The organism is Neobacillus rhizosphaerae, assembly GCF_937468385.1.
In the GTDB taxonomy this organism is placed as follows: Bacteria; Bacillota; Bacilli; order Bacillales; family Cytobacillaceae; genus Neobacillus; species Neobacillus rhizosphaerae.
Genome location: NZ_CALBWS010000027.1, coordinates 13,853 through 33,081, shown reverse-complemented (window position 1 = coordinate 33,081; position 19,229 = coordinate 13,853). Strand labels below are relative to the sequence as shown.

The 19,229-nt window shown below is 41.7% G+C and carries 19 protein-coding genes and 1 tRNA gene; 19 read left to right on the top strand and 1 reads right to left on the bottom strand.

Annotated features, from left to right (window positions below):
- Nucleotides 1-3 precede the first annotated feature (3 nt).
- The 13 genes from hisD to M5A78_RS18020 all read left to right on the top strand — a co-directional run bounded on the left by hisD (nt 4) and on the right by M5A78_RS18020 (nt 12,596).
- Nucleotides 4-1,278 (top strand): histidinol dehydrogenase, encoded by a 1,275-nt coding sequence (gene hisD, locus M5A78_RS18080; protein ID WP_248736683.1) that lies wholly within the window; start codon nt 4-6, stop codon nt 1,276-1,278.
- A gap of 157 nt (nt 1,279-1,435) precedes the next feature.
- Nucleotides 1,436-2,023 carry an imidazoleglycerol-phosphate dehydratase HisB gene (hisB, locus tag M5A78_RS18075; RefSeq protein WP_248736682.1) on the top strand — a complete coding sequence of 196 codons (588 nt, stop codon included), beginning with the start codon at nt 1,436-1,438 and terminating at the stop codon, nt 2,021-2,023.
- A 355-nt stretch (nt 2,024-2,378) separates the two neighbouring features.
- Nucleotides 2,379-3,005 carry an imidazole glycerol phosphate synthase subunit HisH gene (hisH, locus tag M5A78_RS18070; RefSeq protein ID WP_248736681.1) on the top strand — a complete coding sequence of 209 codons (627 nt, stop codon included), beginning with the start codon at nt 2,379-2,381 and terminating at the stop codon, nt 3,003-3,005.
- Nucleotides 3,002-3,730, top strand: coding sequence for a 1-(5-phosphoribosyl)-5-[(5-phosphoribosylamino)methylideneamino]imidazole-4-carboxamide isomerase (hisA, locus tag M5A78_RS18065; protein ID WP_248736680.1), 729 nt, complete (start codon nt 3,002-3,004; stop codon nt 3,728-3,730). Before hisH ends, hisA begins: the two co-directional genes overlap by 4 nt.
- The gene (gene hisF, locus M5A78_RS18060) at nt 3,727-4,488 is read left to right on the top strand and encodes an imidazole glycerol phosphate synthase subunit HisF (RefSeq protein WP_248736679.1); all 762 of its coding nucleotides are present in this window, start codon (nt 3,727-3,729) and stop codon (nt 4,486-4,488) included. Before hisA ends, hisF begins: the two co-directional genes overlap by 4 nt.
- Nucleotides 4,485-5,102 (top strand): bifunctional phosphoribosyl-AMP cyclohydrolase/phosphoribosyl-ATP diphosphatase HisIE, encoded by a 618-nt coding sequence (gene hisIE / locus M5A78_RS18055; RefSeq protein ID WP_248736678.1) that lies wholly within the window; start codon nt 4,485-4,487, stop codon nt 5,100-5,102. The genes hisF and hisIE overlap by 4 nt, the downstream gene beginning before the upstream one ends.
- A 507-nt stretch (nt 5,103-5,609) precedes the next feature.
- Entirely contained in the window at nt 5,610-7,106 is a 1,497-nt protein-coding gene (locus M5A78_RS18050) for a tetratricopeptide repeat protein (RefSeq protein ID WP_248736677.1), read from the top strand.
- 313 nt (nt 7,107-7,419) lie between these two features.
- A complete protein-coding gene (trxB, locus tag M5A78_RS18045) occupies nt 7,420-8,370 on the top strand; it encodes a thioredoxin-disulfide reductase (RefSeq protein WP_248736676.1) in 951 nt (316 codons plus the stop codon).
- Nucleotides 8,371-8,826: 456 nt separating this feature from the next.
- On the top strand, nt 8,827-9,285 hold the full coding sequence (locus M5A78_RS18040; protein WP_248736675.1) for an 8-oxo-dGTP diphosphatase: 459 nt from the start codon (nt 8,827-8,829) through the stop codon (nt 9,283-9,285).
- Nucleotides 9,286-9,308: 23 nt separating this feature from the next.
- Nucleotides 9,309-10,202 (top strand): RNase adapter RapZ, encoded by an 894-nt coding sequence (gene rapZ, locus M5A78_RS18035; protein WP_248736674.1) that lies wholly within the window; start codon nt 9,309-9,311, stop codon nt 10,200-10,202.
- Nucleotides 10,199-11,185, top strand: a complete 987-nt coding sequence (locus tag M5A78_RS18030) for a gluconeogenesis factor YvcK family protein (protein WP_248736673.1) — start codon at nt 10,199-10,201, stop codon at nt 11,183-11,185. Before rapZ ends, M5A78_RS18030 begins: the two co-directional genes overlap by 4 nt.
- Nucleotides 11,186-11,268: 83 nt before the next feature.
- On the top strand, nt 11,269-12,219 hold the full coding sequence (whiA, locus tag M5A78_RS18025; protein ID WP_248736672.1) for a DNA-binding protein WhiA: 951 nt from the start codon (nt 11,269-11,271) through the stop codon (nt 12,217-12,219).
- Between the two features lie 119 nt (nt 12,220-12,338).
- On the top strand, nt 12,339-12,596 hold the full coding sequence (locus tag M5A78_RS18020; RefSeq protein ID WP_248736671.1) for an HPr family phosphocarrier protein: 258 nt from the start codon (nt 12,339-12,341) through the stop codon (nt 12,594-12,596).
- A gap of 365 nt (nt 12,597-12,961) precedes the next feature.
- On the opposite strand, the gene clpP is transcribed toward M5A78_RS18020, so the two are convergent.
- A complete protein-coding gene (gene clpP, locus M5A78_RS18015; protein ID WP_248736670.1) occupies nt 12,962-13,567 on the bottom strand; it encodes an ATP-dependent Clp endopeptidase proteolytic subunit ClpP in 606 nt (201 codons plus the stop codon).
- 206 nt (nt 13,568-13,773) lie between these two features.
- On the opposite strand from clpP, the gene M5A78_RS18010 reads away from it, so the two are divergent.
- The 6 genes from M5A78_RS18010 to M5A78_RS17985 all read left to right on the top strand — a co-directional run bounded on the left by M5A78_RS18010 (nt 13,774) and on the right by M5A78_RS17985 (nt 19,121).
- A tRNA-Arg gene (locus tag M5A78_RS18010) sits at nt 13,774-13,845 on the top strand.
- A 134-nt stretch (nt 13,846-13,979) separates the two neighbouring features.
- Nucleotides 13,980-15,302, top strand: coding sequence for an RNA polymerase factor sigma-54 (gene rpoN / locus M5A78_RS18005; protein WP_248736669.1), 1,323 nt, complete (start codon nt 13,980-13,982; stop codon nt 15,300-15,302).
- 15 nt (nt 15,303-15,317) lie between these two features.
- Entirely contained in the window at nt 15,318-15,569 is a 252-nt protein-coding gene (locus tag M5A78_RS18000) for a glutaredoxin family protein (RefSeq protein ID WP_248736668.1), read from the top strand.
- Nucleotides 15,570-15,718: 149 nt separating this feature from the next.
- Entirely contained in the window at nt 15,719-16,741 is a 1,023-nt protein-coding gene (locus tag M5A78_RS17995; protein WP_248736667.1) for a sugar-binding transcriptional regulator, read from the top strand.
- 49 nt (nt 16,742-16,790) lie between these two features.
- A complete protein-coding gene (gene gap, locus M5A78_RS17990) occupies nt 16,791-17,798 on the top strand; it encodes a type I glyceraldehyde-3-phosphate dehydrogenase (RefSeq protein ID WP_248736666.1) in 1,008 nt (335 codons plus the stop codon).
- A 138-nt stretch (nt 17,799-17,936) separates the two neighbouring features.
- Entirely contained in the window at nt 17,937-19,121 is a 1,185-nt protein-coding gene (locus M5A78_RS17985) for a phosphoglycerate kinase (RefSeq protein WP_248736665.1), read from the top strand.
- The last annotated feature ends 108 nt before the right edge of the window (nt 19,122-19,229 follow it).

Below are 19,229 nucleotides of genomic sequence, written 5' to 3'. Positions count from 1 at the left end.
AATATGAAAATAGTTAAAGTGTCTGACCAGGTATCGCTTAAACGTTCGATTGAAACTGGCACCTTTGAACAGCAGTCTATCGTCAAAAACATTATCGCTGATGTACGTACTCATGGTGACGCAGCTTTAAGAACGTACACAGAGAAATTCGATCGCGTCAACTTGTCTTCTTTTTCCGTACCAGAAAAAGAAATTGAAGAGGCCTATGGTCAGATGAAGGATTCATTTGTGGCAATTGTTCGAGAAGCGGCGGATAATATCCGCTCCTTTCATGAAAAGCAACTCCGGCCATCGTGGATGACAACGGAAGAGAACGGAACAATTCTGGGACAAAAAATAACCCCGCTTGATTCGGTTGGAGTATACGTGCCAGGCGGTACGGCTGCCTACCCCTCATCGGTGTTGATGAACGTAATTCCAGCAAAAGTGGCCGGTGTCAAACGAATTGTAATGGTGTCGCCGCCTAACGTCCATGGGAAATTGCCAGCAGCGGTGCTCGTTGCGGCAAGGGAAGCGGGCGTCGAGGAAATATATAAGGTTGGCGGGGCGCAAGCAATTGCAGCCATTGCCTATGGAACGGAATCGATTGCCGCTGTTGATAAAATTACCGGCCCTGGAAATATCTTTGTGGCATTGGCGAAACGTGAGGTATTCGGCGATGTCGATATTGATATGATTGCCGGACCGAGTGAGATTGCGATATTAGCAGATGATACAGCAAGGGCTGACGAGGTTGCGGCCGATCTGTTATCACAGGCAGAGCATGACCCCCGAGCCTGTAGCGTTCTAGTTACTCCGTCGCTAGAATTGGCAGAAGCTGTGTCGTTAGAAGTCGAACAGCAGTTAGCATTGCTGCCGCGTAAGGAAATTGCGACACGGTCAATTGCAGATTACGGAGCCATCTATGTAACCGTTGATCTCGACGAAGCGATTGATATAGTTAACCAATTAGCGCCCGAACATCTTGAAGTTATCACTGAAAATGGACTTGAGCTTCTCGGGAAGATTCGTCACGCTGGAGCCATTTTTATCGGCCGATACAGTTCCGAGCCTGTTGGCGATTATTTTGCAGGGCCAAACCATGTGCTACCGACAAACGGAACGGCCCGTTTTTCAAGTCCACTTAATATCGATGATTTTCAAAAGAAATCGAGCGTGATCATCTACAGCAAAAAGGCTTTAACCGACAACGGAGCGAAGATAGCTGAATTTGCCAGAATGGAAGGGCTTGAGGCACACGCCCGAGCTGTCGAAATAAGACTCAACAACGATAAATAGCTTCTTTGCATGTCATGTTTGTAGGTTAATAAGGGCTCTTAAGGACAAGATACCTCAACAGAACAGGAAAATTGTCTATATCATTTTTTATTTTTGGAAATACATTCCAACCCAAAGAGTCTATAAAAGAAAGTAATCATTCAAGGAGGGCAGCTTCATGGAAAGAGTGGCAAGCATCGAACGGAAAACAAATGAAACAAAAATTCAACTATCGTTAGCAATTGATGGGGATGGCCAGTCCAATCTTGAAACAGGTGTCCCATTCTTAAGTCATATGCTGGATTTATTCACTAAACATGGCCAATTTAACCTGACTGTTGACGCCCAAGGCGATATCGAAGTTGATGATCACCATACAACGGAAGATATCGGTATTTGTCTGGGCCAGGCACTGCGCGAAGCACTTGGAGATAAAAAAGGCATTAAGCGTTACGGGAATGCGTTTGTACCGATGGATGAAGCACTAGCCCAGGTAGTGGTCGATCTCAGCAACCGCCCGCATCTCGAAATGCGAGCGGAGTTCCCAGGACAGAAGGTGGGTAGCTTTGATACCGAGCTTGTCCATGAATTTCTTTGGAAGCTTGCCCTTGAGGCGCGGATGAACCTCCATGTGATTGTTCATTGTGGAAAAAATACCCATCATATGATCGAGGCAGTTTTTAAAGCACTTGGCCGGGCACTCGACGAAGCAACCACGATTGACCCGCGCATTAACGGCATCCCATCGACTAAAGGGATGTTATAGAAGAAAGGCACCGTTTTTTCAAAATAAGAAAGTATAAAATTTTCGACTTTGAGAATTGTCCAGCTCCAGCGCCCAGCGGCTAGTGTACTTTGCCCTTTTCCCTACGATAAGTCAACATCGGAGCGCTAACGCTTTCCGTGTTTCCTTTAGCTAATCAGAATTTATTCCCTAAATTCTGAACGCATAAATTCAACTAAGCCTCTGTCTTCGCCTAACGGCTTGCCAGTCGGCGAGTTTACATTTATCTCAGTCAAAGTGCTCCAGTCCATACGCCGCTAAACGGCCGCTTCCGCTTTTCTTAAAATCGACAAAATCCGGGCGGTGTCAGGCACCGTACCAAAAAGGTGGTAACAACATGATTGGTATTGTTGACTACGGCATGGGAAATCTCTTTAGCGTAAGCAAGGCGTTAGAACGACTCGGTGCCGAATATTTTATTTCTGCTGATAAACATAAATTATGTCATGCCGATGCCTTGATTCTCCCAGGAGTAGGTGCCTTTCGTGATGCGATGGAACGGCTCCCAGGAGAAACGATTAAGGAATTTGCGGCAACGGGGAAACCGCTGCTCGGAATTTGTCTTGGCATGCAGCTGCTGTTTGAGCAAAGTGAGGAAAATGGCTTAACGGAAGGCCTAGGATTATTGCCGGGAAGTGTTCATCGTTTTCCGGGGCGAACGCTTGCAGGCATTCCATACAAAGTTCCACACATGGGCTGGAACCGGCTTGAATTTGTCCAGTCGTCACCTCTTTTGAACAATTTACAAGAGGATTATGTTTATTTCGTCCATTCTTATTTTGTAAATGCGGAAAATTCCGATGTACTCCTGGCAAAAACAGTTTACCATGAACAGGTTTCAGCAGTAGTAGGAAGAGACAATGTATTGGGGATGCAATTTCATCCTGAAAAAAGTAGCAAACTTGGGATGGCCCTTCTCGCAAATTTTTTAAAAATAGTTGAAGAAAGGAAGGCGGTTCGATGAGCTTCACGATCTACCCGGCGATTGATATGCGGGGCGGCAATTGTGTTCGTCTTCTTCAAGGGGATTATCGTAAAGAAACGATTTATGGAGAGTTGCCATTTGATATGGCTCGAAGCTTTGCAATTGACGGCGCTGAATGGATTCACATGGTCGACCTTGATGGTGCAAAGGATGGCAAGCGAGTCAACGACCGTTTTGTGATTGAGGCCGCGCAAAAACTAAAGACAAAAATTCAAATTGGTGGCGGTATTCGCTCCGAGGACGATATTCTTCACTATCTGGAAAATGGCGTGGACCGAGTGATTATTGGGAGCATTGCTGTTTCAAAGCCTGAATTTGCGATCGAAATGATTAAGAAATTTGGTAAAAAAATTGCAGTGGGTATTGATGCCAAAGATGGCTATGTTGCCACCCATGGCTGGCTGAATTCTTCAGAGTTAACAGCGGTTGAACTAGGCCAACGTTTTGCTGATGCTGGGGCTGAAACATTTATTTTTACCGATATTGCCACCGATGGAACCCTAACAGGCCCGAATATTGCAGCTGTTTGTGAAATGGCTGAAGTAACTGGAAAAAATGTCATCGCCTCAGGCGGGGTAAGCAGTCTTGCAGATTTACAGGCTTTAGCTGCAGCAAAAGGTGTAAACGGAGCAATTGTTGGTAAAGCCATCTATGAAGGTCGCTTTACATTAACGGAAGCATTGGAAGAGGTGGCTCCGATATGACATTAACAAAGCGAATCATTCCCTGCCTTGATGTAAAGGATGGTCGTGTCGTAAAGGGGATTCAATTTGTCCAGCTTCGTGATGCCGGTGATCCCGTTGAGCTTGCACGGTTTTATGATGAGCAAGGGGCAGACGAGCTTGTGTTCCTTGATATTTCTGCTTCCGTCGAGGGCAGGAAAACAATGGTTGAAGTCGTCAAGGCCATTGCCTTTGAGCTGGCAATTCCATTTACGGTTGGAGGAGGCATCAATTCTTTGGAAGACATGAAGAAAATTCTTCGCTCTGGAGCTGATAAAGTGTCATTGAATACAGCAGCTGTTCTAAATTCGGAGTTGATTAAGGAAGGTGCTGGCTATTTCGGTTCGCAATGTATCGTAGTGGCGATTGATGCTAAATTTGATGAAGAGTTAGGGACATGGCGAGTATATACCCATGGAGGACGGAAGCCTACTGATAAAAAAGCAATAGAGTGGGCAGTGGAGGCGGCCGATCTTGGTGCCGGAGAAATTTTATTAACTAGTATGGATAGCGATGGCGCGAAAAACGGATTCGACATTGAGCTAACGATGGCTGTAAGTGAGGCGGTACCGATTCCGGTAATTGCTTCAGGTGGTGCCGGGAATGCCGAACATTTTGAAAAAGCCTTTTTGGATGGAAAGGCCGATGCTGCACTCGCAGCCTCTATCTTTCATTATAAAGAAACTTCAGTCCATGAAGTAAAAGGCTATTTGCGGGAAAAAGGAGTTGTCGTTCGATGAACGTGAAATTTGATGAAAAAGGGCTTGTTCCAGCCATTATCCAGGATGCCGAAACAATGGAAGTACTAACGCTCGCCTACATGAACGAGAAATCTCTTGAGAAAACACTGGAAACTGGGGAAACGTGGTTTTTCAGTCGCTCACGTCAGGAGTTATGGCATAAAGGAGCGACTAGCGGGAACACCCAGTCAGTCGTTAGTATCCAGTACGACTGTGATCAAGATACAGTGCTCGTGCTTGTTAACCCTAGGGGCCATGCCTGCCACACGGGTGCGGTCAGTTGTTTTTCGAAAGGGGGTTTAGAGCGTCCTCCTAGCATGAAGGACTATCAAATATTATCAACACTTGAGAAGGTTATTTTGGAGCGCAAGCAGGAGCGTCAAGAGGGTGCTTATACCAGCTATCTTTTTGAAAAAGGCGTCGATAAAATTTTGAAAAAAGTCGGGGAAGAAGCAGCCGAGGTGATTATTGCAGCCAAGAATCGCGATCATGAAGAGCTGAAGTGGGAAACGGCCGATTTGCTTTATCACCTGCAAGTATTATTAGTGGAGCAAGGGCTACCATTTAAAGAAGTATTGCGTACTTTAGAAGAAAGACACAAAGACCGGTCCTAAAGAGGGGCTGGTTTTGTTGTGGGCTGTTGTATTCAGGAGGAATTTGTAGATACCCCCAAAAAATTGCAGATATTCTTCAAAAATTTGTAGATATCCCCAAAAAATTGCAGATACCCTTCAAATAGGTGTAGATATCCCCAAAAAAATTGCAGATATTCTTCAAAAATTTATAGATATCCCCCAAAAATTGTAGATATCCTCCAAATAGGTGTAGATATCCCCAAAAAATTGTAGCTATCCTTCAAATATGTGTAGATATCCCCAAAAAAATTGTAGATATCCATCAAAAATTTGTAGATATCCCCAAAAAAGGTGAAATATCCCCGAAAAATTGTAGCTCTCCTTCAAATATGTGTCGATATTTTCCCTGAATATGTTGATATCCTTACAGAAGTGTGGAAATAGGTCCCACAAAAATTTGCCATCAACAACCATACTGAATCCCTTCTCGTACAACCCCCAAATATGATATACTAGATTAGTTATGTTGAAAATTTGGAGGACTTCATGGGAAAGAAAGCGGAGGCAAGAATGCATAAGGGAAAGATACTTTCATTTGTTCCTACGGGGGAATATTATTTCACGAAGGGTTTAAAGGCATACCATCGACGTGATTTTATCAAAGCAAAAAAATATCTTGGGCGAGCGATGCAGCTTGAGCCGGGTGAACCGATGATTACATGCCAGCTGGCCATTGTGTCAACAGAACTTGGCGAGTTTGAAAATTCTAACCGACTCTTGCATCACATCCTTGAAGAACTAGACTCCGAAATGGTGGAGTGCCATTATTTATTGGCCAATAATTATGCCTATATGGGATTTTTTAAAGATGCTTATCACCATGCCAAGCTATATTTACAGCTGGATCCGGATGGTGATTTTTCGGAAGACACGGAGGATTTGCTTGAACTGCTTACCTTTGAATCAGAAGAGTTGGAGGATGAGCTGTTTTTACAGCAAGACGACCTGATATACAAACAAGAGCAGGCTCGCGATCTGTTAGAGTCAGGCTATTTTCCAAAGGCGATTGAGTTGTTAAAGGATGTCGTCAAGGAATATCCGGAATACTGGTCGGCTTACAACAATTTAGCACTCGCTTATTTTTATTTAGGCAAGTCGGAAAAAGCAGAATCTATCTTAGATGATGTGTTGGAGCGGAATCCGGGGAACCTGCATGCCCTCTGTAACAGGCTTGTATTTGCCCATTATCAGGGGGAAGTGGAAAATGTCACCAATTTACTTACGATATTAAAAAAAATTCAACCTCTTCTTAGTGAGCATCAATTTAAGCTTGGTACCAGTTTTGCTTTGGTAGGGGAATATGAGCTTGCTTATTTATGGTTAAAAAAATTATATAAACAAGGCTTTGATGGTGATGGACCGTTTTATTACTGGCTTTCCTATTCAGCTTATTTCACTGGCTATGAAAATTTTGCGAAAAGTATATGGAAAAAGGTGCTGGAAATCACTCCTGACAAAGAGGGCTCTGAACCATGGAATGGTGAAAAGGCATCAGTAAATGGGTTTGAAGATCATTCTGGATCAATTTTTCAAAAGCTTGAGAGCGAATATGTTGAGGAGCGATTATTTGCGCTGTTCCTCACGACTGTTTCGAAGAAAAAAGAGGAAATCATTACATCGAAGCGTCTTTTTCAAAATCAGAAATTGACGACTTTAGAGAAAGAATATATCTCGTTAATCAGGTCAGGAAAACCATCTATAACGTCCGATGCACAGGAAATTGCCGAGCTTTTTTATGAGAATCATCAACCGATTGGCGCAATTGAATCTGGTTTGTATTTAATGTGGTTCTCTGTGTTTGTGGAAGTTTCCAAAGCCAATATCCACTTGAAAAATAAACGTGCTTGGGCGGGGGCAGTTGAGTATGTGTGGCACAAGCTACGCCATGAAAAGGTTTCCCAGCAGGAGGTTGCCACTCGTTACGGATTGTCCATTGGGACGATTGGGAAATATGTCAAGATTGTGAATGATATACTGAATTGAATTGTAATAACTATCTAGCTATAGCACCGAGCAACTGGTGTAGTGCACGCTAAGGGAGCGTGCTTTCATATTTTTGAGCAGATATTTGAGCAGATATTTGGACTATAATACGATTGTTTAATACGATTAAGTAGGGAATGTTATACTTAATCGTTTTTTTTATATATTCTAGCTGTAGCGCCTAGCCCTTTGAGAGCAAATAACCTCGTCTATATGAAGTCAAAGTGTATATTTCGTATACTCGAGAACATTTGTTTTCGGGGCTGCCCAGGGCAAGGTGCTTCCGCTTTTAAAATAAGGAGTGAAACCAACAATGTCTGAAGAGAAAATTTATGATGTCATTATTGCCGGGGCTGGACCTGCGGGGATGACGGCGGCAGTTTATACATCACGTGCCAATCTTTCAACACTGATGATTGAGCGTGGCATGCCGGGCGGGCAAATGGCCAATACCGAGGATGTTGAAAACTATCCGGGCTTTGAGAGCATATTAGGACCTGATTTATCAACGAAAATGTTTGAACATGCGAAAAAATTTGGCGCCGAATATGCTTACGGCGATATTAAGGAAATCGTTGATCATGGTGACTACAAACTCGTTACCGCTGGATCGAAGCAATATAAAGCTTACTCTGTCATTATCACTACTGGTGCCGAGTATAAAAAAATCGGCGTTCCAGGCGAAAAAGAACTGGGCGGCCGCGGTGTATCTTATTGTGCCGTTTGTGATGGCGCCTTTTTCAAAGAAAAACAACTATTTGTCATCGGTGGTGGCGATTCTGCTGTTGAGGAAGGCGTTTATTTAACACGTTTTGCTTCCAAAGTTACCATTGTTCATCGCCGTGATCAGCTGCGCGCACAAAAGATTCTTCAAGATCGTGCTTTTGCCAATGAAAAAGTGGACTTTATCTGGAGCCATACGATTAAGTCGATTAATGACAAAAATGGCAAAGTCGGCAGTGTGACCCTGGTTTCAACGCAAACTGGAGAAGAACAAGAACTGCCGGCAGATGGTGTTTTCATTTATGTCGGAATGCTGCCGCTTTCGAAGCCATTTGTAAGCCTTGGTATCACGAACGAAAATGGATATATTGAAACAAATGAACTTATGGAAACGAAGGTGCCTGGTATTTTCGCAGCCGGTGATATTCGTGAAAAAACCCTGCGCCAAATTGTTACAGCCACTGGGGACGGCAGCATTGCAGCGCAAAGTGCCCAACATTTTGTCGAAGAGCTTAAGGAAGAGATGAAACTAAAGAAATAAACAACAATTGAATAATATGGGTCACGGATTGTTAATTTTCTTATGCGTTTCATTTACAAAAAAGTAACTCTGTTTTAATTCTTCTGTAACAAAAGTGAAATAAAGATAGGGTATGATTAAGTAAATTGACCCCCTTTAAAATATATACCTTATGGTGCACAAGCCCAGCAGCTTGTGCCATTTTTTTTGGGCTAAATAGAAACGTAATAAAAGCAACGGATCAATGTGTCTTTTCGACTTAAACGCTAGCCAATCAGTGAGGTTTCCATATCCATGGAAGAATGGAAGCTAACCAAGCTACATAGGAAAAAATTTTAACAGAAATATCAATTTTGTATTCATTGTGACTGTATCTTAAAAATAGTATAATGGATAGAATAAATTATTTGTTAGACTGGGGTTTTGTCATTCTAGTTTAATACCAAGGCATTATGCTTTTTAAAGAGGGTGAGTGTTGTGCAGCGGGTCACCAATTGTGCATTGATAAGAAATAATCAAATGTTGTTGCTGCAAAAACCGCGTCGGGGCTGGTGGGTGGCTCCAGGTGGAAAAATGGAGCCGGGCGAATCGGTACGGGATTCCTGCATCAGGGAATACCGTGAAGAGACGGGTATCTATCTAAAAAACCCACAACTAAAAGGAATATTTACGATGATTATGATGGAAGGCGACGAGCTTCTTTCCGAGTGGATGATGTTTACCTTTACGGCAACGGATTCAGATGGCATTGATTTAGTTGAATCTGAAGAAGGAAAGCTGGCATGGCATCCGATTGAACAGATAAATAGTCTGCCAATGGCTGGCGGTGATTATCATATCATTGATTACATGATTCATGGAAAAGGGATTATTTACGGTACTTTTACCTATACAAAAGATTTTCAACTAATCAGTTACCGATTAGATCCGAGTTAATTAATATAATAGGGGGAATTGAAGTGAGTACCGGTGCGATAAGTGAAACCCAGATGGTGATTATTACCGGTATGTCTGGGGCTGGAAAAACGGTAGCCATTCAAAGCTTTGAAGATTTAGGATTCTTCTGTGTCGATAATTTGCCGCCGACGCTGCTCCCAAAATTTCTTGAACTTATGAAGGAATCTGGGAATAAAATGAATAAAGTTGCTTTGGTTATGGACCTACGCGGTCGAGAGTTTTTTGACCATTTATTTAAGGGACTAGATGAACTGGCGGAAACTTCATGGGTGACGCCGCAGATATTATTTTTAGATGCGGATGATTCAACATTAGTCCGTAGATATAAGGAAACAAGGCGGTCCCATCCGCTAGCCAAGTCAGGGCTGCCTCTAGAGGGCATCACGCTTGAGCGGGAGCTGCTGGAGGAATTTAAGGGCAGGGCCCAATTAATTTACAACACTTCCCAGATGAAACCACGTGAATTGCGTGAGAAGATATTAACGGAATTTACTGCGAATAAACAAATAAGCTTTACTGTCAATGTCATGTCCTTTGGCTTTAAACATGGGCTTCCCATCGATGCGGATCTTGTTTTTGATGTGCGCTTTTTGCCGAATCCTCATTATATTGAACATATGCGGCCAAAAACAGGACTGGATGAAGAGGTTTCCAGCTATGTTTTAAAATGGAACGAAACGCATAAATTTTTGGAAAAAGTAACAGATTTGTTAAGCTTCATGCTTCCTCATTATAAAAGGGAAGGGAAAGCACAGCTGGTGATTGCGATTGGATGTACAGGTGGGCAGCACCGCTCTGTTGCTTTAGCTGAATATCTAGGACGATTTTTCCAAAATGATTATAATACATGTGTATCCCACCGTGACATTGAGAGGAGAAAGGATAAAACTACATGAGAGAGTTAGGACAGCCTCGTATTGTCGTCATTGGTGGAGGAACAGGATTACCTGTGTTATTACGCGGATTGAAACAGTATCCTGTTGATATTACCGCCATTGTGACAGTCGCGGATGACGGCGGCAGCTCTGGACGCTTGCGCGATGACCTGCACATTCCTCCTCCTGGTGATATTCGCAATGTGTTAGCATCACTGTCAGATGTGGAACCGTTGGTTGAGGAAATGTTTCAGCATCGTTTTAAAACGTCAAATGAACTTTCTGGACATTCGCTGGGTAATTTAATCCTGGCTGCGATGACCTCCATCACCGGAAACTTTGTTCATGCCATTCAAGAGATGAGCAAGATTTTGAATGTCCGTGGAAAGGTGTTACCTGCCGCTAATCAAAGTGTCGTTCTGCATGCTGAAATGGAGGACGGTGCGATTGTTTCTGGGGAATCGAAAATTCCTTATTCAGGGAAAAAAATTAAAAGAGTTTTTTTAACGTCAAAAAGTACAATTCGCGCCTTGCCAGAGTCGATTCAAGCGATTCGTCAGGCGGATTTAATCATTATTGGCCCTGGAAGCTTGTATACAAGTATTCTGCCAAATCTGCTTGTTCCGCGTTTAGGGGATGAAGTGTGCCACTCCCAAGCGAAAAAGGTGTACATTTGTAATTTGATGACACAGGCTGGCGAAACGCACGGCTATACCGCGAGCGATCATGTGAAGGCCATTTATGATCATATGAACTATACGTTTATCAATACGATTCTTGTGAATAACGAAGAAATTCCACAGCATATTCAGCTTCGCTATAATGAAGAGCTGGCCGACCCAGTGATATACGATTTACCACAGCTTTTTGAGCTTGGACTTGAAGTAGTTCATGCAGATATTGCTTATCAGGAAAATGGCGCCCTTCGGCATGACCCAAAAAAAGTGGCGAAAATTTTATATAATATACTGTTAGATGAAACCAAAAAGCGGTATGAAGCGTAGATAGTAGTGTGCAGTTAATAAACGTTATTTTGATAGTGTCTTTAGAAAAAACAAATAGTGGGTTTTTATAAAGGGGTGAAGGGATGTCTTTCGCTTCGGAAACGAAAAAGGAATTAACCAATTTGGAAGTGAAAACATGCTGCATTCAAGCAGAGCTTTCGGCTTTAATCCGCATGAACGGTTCCCTTTCCTTTTCAAACCGTAAGTTAGTCGTAGATATTCAAACGGAAAATGCAGCAATAGCGAGAAGAATATATACATTATTGAAGAAGAGCTATGAGATACAGGTAGAGCTGCTTGTCCGAAAAAAAATGCGCCTTAAAAAAAACAACGTCTATATTGTCCGTTTATCTCAGGCGGCCAAGGAAATTCTTGAGGACACGAAAATCCTTGGTGAAGGATTTACCATCATTCACGATATTTCGCAGGACCTTGTAAAGAAGAAATGTTGTAAGCGTTCTTATTTACGCGGTGCTTTTCTAGCAGGAGGATCCGTCAATAATCCGGAAACATCCTCTTATCATTTGGAAATTTCTTCGCTCTATAAAGAACATAATGATTCTTTATGCGAATTAATGAATACATTTGGTCTTAATAGCAAAACGCTTGAGCGTAAAAAAGGCTTCATTACTTATTTAAAAGAAGCCGAGAAAATTACCGAATTTTTAAATATTGTCGGTGCTCATAATGCCCTGCTCCGTTTTGAAGATGTCCGGATTGTTCGGGACATGCGGAACTCAGTTAATCGCTTGGTAAACTGTGAAACCGCCAATCTGAATAAAACCATCGGCGCTTCTATCAGACAGGTTGAAAATATCCGGTTGATTGATTCGACAGTCGGTCTGCAAATTTTACCTGATAAGTTAAGGGAAATTGCCGAACTTCGGGTGCAATATCCGGATGTTACTTTAAAAGAACTTGGTGAAATGGTTTCTGGTGGTGCCATTAGTAAATCAGGCATTAATCACCGCTTGCGAAAGATTGATGAGATTGCGGAGAAGCTACGTGCCGGGGAAATAGCCCCGAGGAATTAGCGGAAGCGGCAATGATTGCCCAAAGTATTGCCCTTTATTAGGGTCGAGTAGAGTTAACTTTGTGAAATGATGAATTTGTTTTAAGAATATAGAATTAAAACATAGGGAGGAAATGTGTAATGTTGGAGAAACAGGTAGAAGTAAAATTGAAAACGGGTCTTCAAGCCCGCCCAGCCGCACTTTTTGTGCAGGAAGCGAACCGCTTTTCAGCTGATATTTTTCTAGAGAAAGATGGCAAAAAGGTAAATGCAAAAAGTATAATGGGATTAATGAGCCTTGCAGTCGGCTCAGGAATCGTGATTAATATTATCGCAGACGGTGATGATGAGGATAGAGCCATCAACGTTTTATCTGACTTTATTCAAAAAGATCATTAATTAGGAAGGGTTTGGCTCAAATTTGAGGGCAAACCCTTTTTTAGTGTGAATGAACAGAGGCATCGGTCAAGGAGTGTTTATTTTTTTTGTAATAAATGGTAAAACAGCCGTAACATACGAAAAATGAGCCAATAAAGTGAAAAAATGAGCCAATAAAGTGAAAAAATGAGCCAATAAAGTGAAAAAATGAGCCAATAAATTGATAAAATGAGCCATAACTCATAAAAAATTGAGCCATAACTCATAAAAAATTGAGCCATAACATAAGAAAAATATGCCAATCCCCCCAAATAGGGGAGGTAATCCGTAAATTTACCGCTAAAAAAGAAAAAAGCAACCGGCCCGGAAGCCGATTGCTGTATTCATTACTTTTTATCAGTAGTTTCATTAGGTTTACGAGTGATGATGCTGTCAATAAGGCCGTATTCTTTTGCTTTTTCAGCAGTCATGAAGTTATCACGATCGGTATCTTTTTGAATCACTTCAAGTGGCTGGCCAGTGCGCTCTGATAAAATTCCATTCAACTTTTCACGAAGGAACAAGATCCGCTTTGCAGCAATTTCAATTTCGGTTGCTTGCCCTTGAGCACCACCAAGTGGCTGGTGAATCATGACTTCAGCATTAGGTAGCGCAAATCGCTTTCCTTTTTCCCCTGCGGCAAGTAGGAAGGCACCCATAGATGCAGCCATTCCGATACAAACGGTTGATACATTTGCTTTAATATATTGCATGGTATCGTAAATCGCCATTCCAGCTGTGATGCTTCCGCCTGGGCTGTTGATGTAAAGTGTAATGTCTTTTTCGGGATTTTCCGCTTCTAAAAATAATAATTGTGCTACAATACTGTTGGCAACATTATCATCAATAGCGCTGCCAAGCATAATAATCCGGTCTTTTAACAGACGAGAATAAATGTCATATGCACGTTCACCGCGGTTTGTTTGTTCAATAACTGTAGGAATCAAATTCATATTTCTTCCTCCTCCTGAGTGTGAAAGTTAAAAATAATATGTATTGTTATCATACACCGATGGTCAATAAAGGTCAAACAATTCAACTTCTAAATGTTCGACAACTTTCCCTATTTCAGCATAACCATTCCAGCCAACTTTAAAACCTATTCTTTACTTGCCAAGTGAACAAATCTGGCATATAATATGTAAGTCGCTAATATTTAGCGCTCGTGGTGCAACGGATAGCACGTAAGATTCCGGTTCTTAAAATGGGGGTTCGATTCCCTCCGAGCGCGTCATGAAAGCCTCCTGTTTTGTGTAAACAGGGGGTTTTTATTTTATTAATATTATTACTAAACAAACTAGATATCAATTTCCATTACCCGAAAACCCTTCTTTCATGTAAAATAGGATCATAGGGGGGAGACAAATGAACTTGAAGGCGAGTTTATGGCAGCAGCAAACATTGAAATTGGCGATGACGCAGGAGTTATCACAGGCGATTGCCTTATTGCAGTATTCGGCTCAAGAACTTGCTGATTTTTTAGAAAATAAGGCACTCGAAAATCCCCTTATGCAGATTGAGAGTGGGAATGTTCAGCCGATGAATCCCCTCATTGACCGTAATCGAAGGAAGCACCGCAAGGCGGAAAATGACTGGATTGAGCAAATTGCCGATAAGCCATTTTCACTGGAAGATTATCTAATTTCGCAATTAAATATAGCAAACCTATCGGCGGAGCAATTAAAGGTTATCCGCCATCTTATTCAAAACCTTGATGAAAACGGTTACTTTTTTGGTGATCTTGCCAATATTGCTGAAAAACTACGGGTATCAGAGGAATTGGTAGAAGAGGGCCTTGCCGTTATTCAAACACTTGAACCTGCGGGAATCGGTGCAAGGAACCTTCAAGAGTGTCTGTTAATGCAAATTTATTATAAAAATCCAGATAACGAGCTTGCCCAAAACATAATTTCCAACTATTTCATCCCGTTTGCCGAAAAGAAATGGAAGCAAATTTCGAAGGAATTACAGGTATCACTTAAGGAGATTCAAAATGTATCTGACGAAATACAATTGCTTGATCCAAAGCCTTGTGCCATCTTACGTACAGAGTCCACGACGTATATTATTCCCGATGCCATCGTGGAACAGTCGGCTTCCGGTCTAACGGTCCGCATGTTTGATGATGCCCTGCCAAGGATAAGCTTTAATGAGCAATATTATAAAAAATTCAAGGACCAGGATCAACAGGTCAGTAGCTTTTTACAGGATAAGCTCCAGGATTATCAATGGATTATAAAAAGTATTGAACAGCGAAAAGAGACATTAACAAGGGTTGTTGCTAAAATCGTTGAAAAACAAACATCCTTTTTTCAAAAAGGCTTGCAATATTTAGTTCCGATGACGATGAAGGAAGTCGCCGCGGAACTCGATGTTCATGAATCGACTGTCAGTCGAGCAGTTCGGGAAAAATATGTGCAAACCCCAATTGGGACCTTTCTATTAAAATCATTTTTCACTAGCACCATCCAAACGGTCTCCGGGGATGAAAATACCTCATCGACACAGGTGAAGAATACAATTAGACAATTAATAGACCAAGAGAAAAAAGAAAAACCGCTTTCTGATCAAGAAATTGTCGAACAATTGAAGATGGAACAGGGAATTGTTGTCTCAAGGAGAACCATCGCTAAGTACCGCGACCAGTTGGGGATCCCCTCTTCTTCTAAAAGAAAAAGGTTCAACTGAGAAAGGAACAGAACAATGGCGCAAACAATTATCACGTTATATACCAGAAATCGTTGCCCGCTATGCGATAAAGCAAAAGCGACACTTCTGGAACTGAAAGAGGACTGGAATTTTCGACTGGAAGAAATTGATATTGAAACAAGTGATGAATTAACCGAACACTATGGATTAATGATTCCAGTCGTTCATATCGACGGGGAAGAGGTCGGATTTGGCTTTGTTGACAAATTTGACATAAGTAATCGTTTACAAGAAAAAAACGGATAAATTTAGGTTGAAATAGGTTGAAATAGGTTTTTACTCCTGCTACAATGAAAATTGTAGTAGGGGTGATTTTTTTTAGAGTAGGCGGGACATAATATGTCTACGGTGGACATTTTACGACCAACTACACAGAATAAAGGAGCTTGCGATTCATGCAGTCATTTATCGATATCCAAAAAAGATTATTACCCGATCTACTTCAAGTCTTGCAAAAAAGATATTCCATCCTTAGGTACATAGGATTTATGCAGCCGGTGGGAAGAAGGAGTTTAGCTGTTAGTCTTGGATTTACAGAAAGAATCCTTCGTAGTGAAGTAGACTTCCTCAAAGAGCAAAACCTTATTTACCGTAATAATTTGGGGATGATTTTAACCTCGGAAGGAAAAAATTTACTTGAGGATTTGGAAGGCTTAATGCGCGAGTTAAAGGGTATTGATGTAATGGAATTAGAATTGAAGCATCTGCTCGGTATTAAGAAAGTCGTTATAGTACCCGGTGATAGCGACGAATCAGCAATGGTTAAAGGTGAACTTGGCAAAGCTAGTGCTATTTGCATGAAAAAGCTGCTAAGCGGGAAAAATATCATCGCTGTTACGGGTGGTTCAACCATGGCTGCTGTCGCAGAAAGATTAACGCCAGAGTTGAATCAGCAGGAGTTACTTTTTGTTCCAGCACGAGGCGGAGTTGGTGAAGATGTTGCTAATCAAGCAAACACGATTTGCTCGAATATGGCGAAAAACACCGATTCTAAACATCGCGTTTTCTACGTTCCCGATCAGGTCAGTTCAGAAATTTATCAATCTCTGATTAGAGAGCCTGATATTCATGAGGTTCTAAAGCTAATAAAATCAGCAAGCATGGTTCTCCATGGAATTGGAGATGCTATCACAATGGCTGAGCGGCGAAAAACCAACCCCGAAATCAAAGAAAAGCTTGAAAGTGGGGAGGCAGTCGGCGAAGCTTTTGGCTATTATTTTAATGAACAGGGCGAGATCGTTCACAAGGTATCAACAATTGGACTTCAGCTTCAAGACTTGGCCCACATTCCAAATGTCATTGCCGTTGCAGGCGGGACCTCAAAAGCAAAGGCTATCAAGGCATACTTTAAACAAGCACCAGCATCGACGATTTTAATTACCGATGAGGGTGTGGCAAAAAGGTTATTGAAAGGGTAAATCCTTTTAAAATAATACATCTTTACCCAATAAAAGGAGGAATTTTATCATGGCAGTAAAAGTTGGTATTAATGGATTTGGACGTATTGGTCGTAACGTATTCCGTGCGGCTTTAAACAATAGCAATGTGGAAATCGTTGCAATCAATGACTTAACAGATGCAAATATGCTTGCACATCTTTTAAAATATGATACTGTTCACGGAACTCTTGCTGAAGATGTTACGGTTGACGGTGAATACTTAGTAGTTGGTGGTCACAAAGTAAAGGTTATCGCTGAGCGTGACCCTGCACAACTTGGCTGGGGCGACCTTGGTGTTGAAGTAGTGGTTGAATCAACAGGCCGTTTCACAAAACGTGAAGATGCCGCGAAACACCTTGAAGCAGGTGCGAAAAAGGTTATTATCTCTGCACCAGCATCAAACGAAGATATCACAATTGTAATGGGTGTTAACGAAGATCAATATGATGCAAATAACCACCACGTATTATCTAACGCTTCTTGTACTACAAACTGTCTTGCACCGTTTGCAAAAGTGTTGAATGATACTTTCGGAATCAAGCGCGGTATGATGACAACTATTCACTCTTATACAAATGACCAACAAATCCTTGACTTGCCACACAAGGACTACCGTCGTGCTCGTGCAGCAGCTGAAAACATGATCCCAACATCAACTGGAGCTGCAAAAGCAGTTGCTCTTGTTTTACCTGAACTTAAAGGTAAATTAAACGGTATGGCAATGCGCGTTCCAACTCCAAACGTTTCTATTGTGGACTTAGTTGTAGAATTGGATAAAGAAGTAACAGCTGAAGAAATTAATGCAGCATTGAAAACAGCTGCTGAAGGTCCATTAAAAGGAATTTTAGCATACAGCGAACTTCCATTAGTTTCTAGCGACTACAACGGTTCTACTGTTTCTTCTACCATTGATGCCTTATCAACAATGGTTCTTGAAGGCAACATGGTAAAAGTACTTTCTTGGTATGATAACGAAGTTGGTTACTCTAACCGCGTTGTTGACCTTGTAGATTACATCGTTTCAAAAGGACTTTAATCTTCTAGTTTAAATTGGTTTTTTATCTAGAATATGATTATAATGAAATGGTATTTCCAAAGGGGAGTGGGGAGGATTCCCCCTCTCCTTTTTTAATGTAGTTTTCCACAATCCAATACATTAGGAGGATCCTTTACAATGAACAAGAAAACACTTAAAGATGTTGATGTGAAAGGTAAACGCGTTTTTTGCCGGGTAGATTTTAACGTGCCAATGCAGGATGGGAAAATTACCGATGAAACGAGGATTCGTGCAGCGCTACCAACGATCCAATACTTAATGGAACAAGGCGCGAAAGTGATTTTAGCAAGCCATTTTGGTCGTCCAAAAGGCAAAGTGGTTGAAGAAATGCGCTTAACTCCAGTCGGCATCAGACTTGCTGAACTTCTTGGTAAAGACGTGAAAAAGGCAGATGAAGCTTACGGTGATTCTGTGAAATCCTTGATTGAGACGATGAAGGAAGGTGACGTGCTTCTTCTTGAAAACGTCCGCTTCTATCCTGGTGAAGAAAAGAATGACCCAGAGTTAGCGAAATCATTCGCTGAGCTTGCTGATGTGTATGTGAACGACGCATTTGGAGCTGCTCACCGTGCCCATGCCTCAACGGAAGGAATTGCTCACAATCTTCCTGCTGTTTCCGGCTTCTTAATGGAAAAAGAACTTGAAGTACTTGGTAAAGCCCTTTCTAATCCGGAACGTCCATTTACAGCGATTATCGGCGGTGCTAAGGTAAAGGACAAGATTGGTGTTATTGAAAATCTGTTAGAATTAGTCGACAACTTAATCATTGGCGGCGGTCTTGCTTATACGTTTGTTAAAGCGCAAGGCCATGAAGTCGGGAAATCGCTGCTTGAAGCAGACAAGATTGACCTTGCTAAATCATTTATTGAAAAAGCAAAAGAAAAAGGCGTTAATTTCTATATGCCAGTTGATGCGGTAGTAGCCGATGATTTCTCAGCAGATGCCAATTCTAAAGTAGTGGCAATCGAAGAAATTCCTGCTGATTGGGAAGCACTCGATATCGGACCAAAAACAGCAGAAATTTATCGTGATGTCATTCAAAAATCAAAATTGGTTATTTGGAACGGACCGATGGGCGTGTTTGAAATTGATAAATTTGCCGACGGAACAAAAGCTGTTGCCGAAGCACTTGCCGAAGCGGAAGGTACATATTCAGTAATTGGCGGCGGCGATTCAGCAGCAGCAGTCGAAAAATTTGGCTTAGCAGATAAAATGAGTCATATTTCCACAGGTGGCGGCGCTTCCCTTGAGTTTATGGAAGGAAAAGCATTGCCAGGCGTAGTTGCTTTGAACGACAAATAGTTTTTTTCGTAAAAATAATTTATATTTGTAAATTTAATGAGATATCTACAAATTGCATAGCGAATATCTACAATTTTCAGAGCGATATCTACAAATTGCGTTTTAACA

What these genes read in the sequence shown, in the direction of transcription:
- hisD (WP_248736683.1), top strand. Translation starts at nt 4, where the DNA reads ATGAAAATAGTTAAAGTGTCTGACCAGGTATCGCTTAAACGTTCGATT.
- hisB (WP_248736682.1), top strand. Translation starts at nt 1,436, where the DNA reads ATGGAAAGAGTGGCAAGCATCGAACGGAAAACAAATGAAACAAAAATT.
- hisH (WP_248736681.1), top strand. Translation starts at nt 2,379, where the DNA reads ATGATTGGTATTGTTGACTACGGCATGGGAAATCTCTTTAGCGTAAGC.
- hisA (WP_248736680.1), top strand. Translation starts at nt 3,002, where the DNA reads ATGAGCTTCACGATCTACCCGGCGATTGATATGCGGGGCGGCAATTGT.
- hisF (WP_248736679.1), top strand. Translation starts at nt 3,727, where the DNA reads ATGACATTAACAAAGCGAATCATTCCCTGCCTTGATGTAAAGGATGGT.
- hisIE (WP_248736678.1), top strand. Translation starts at nt 4,485, where the DNA reads ATGAACGTGAAATTTGATGAAAAAGGGCTTGTTCCAGCCATTATCCAG.
- M5A78_RS18050 (WP_248736677.1), top strand. Translation starts at nt 5,610, where the DNA reads ATGGGAAAGAAAGCGGAGGCAAGAATGCATAAGGGAAAGATACTTTCA.
- trxB (WP_248736676.1), top strand. Translation starts at nt 7,420, where the DNA reads ATGTCTGAAGAGAAAATTTATGATGTCATTATTGCCGGGGCTGGACCT.
- M5A78_RS18030 (WP_248736673.1), top strand. Translation starts at nt 10,199, where the DNA reads ATGAGAGAGTTAGGACAGCCTCGTATTGTCGTCATTGGTGGAGGAACA.
- whiA (WP_248736672.1), top strand. Translation starts at nt 11,269, where the DNA reads ATGTCTTTCGCTTCGGAAACGAAAAAGGAATTAACCAATTTGGAAGTG.
- M5A78_RS18020 (WP_248736671.1), top strand. Translation starts at nt 12,339, where the DNA reads ATGTTGGAGAAACAGGTAGAAGTAAAATTGAAAACGGGTCTTCAAGCC.
- clpP (WP_248736670.1), bottom strand. Translation starts at nt 13,567, where the DNA reads ATGAATTTGATTCCTACAGTTATTGAACAAACAAACCGCGGTGAACGT.
- rpoN (WP_248736669.1), top strand. Translation starts at nt 13,980, where the DNA reads ATGAACTTGAAGGCGAGTTTATGGCAGCAGCAAACATTGAAATTGGCG.
- M5A78_RS18000 (WP_248736668.1), top strand. Translation starts at nt 15,318, where the DNA reads ATGGCGCAAACAATTATCACGTTATATACCAGAAATCGTTGCCCGCTA.
- M5A78_RS17995 (WP_248736667.1), top strand. Translation starts at nt 15,719, where the DNA reads ATGCAGTCATTTATCGATATCCAAAAAAGATTATTACCCGATCTACTT.
- gap (WP_248736666.1), top strand. Translation starts at nt 16,791, where the DNA reads ATGGCAGTAAAAGTTGGTATTAATGGATTTGGACGTATTGGTCGTAAC.
- M5A78_RS17985 (WP_248736665.1), top strand. Translation starts at nt 17,937, where the DNA reads ATGAACAAGAAAACACTTAAAGATGTTGATGTGAAAGGTAAACGCGTT.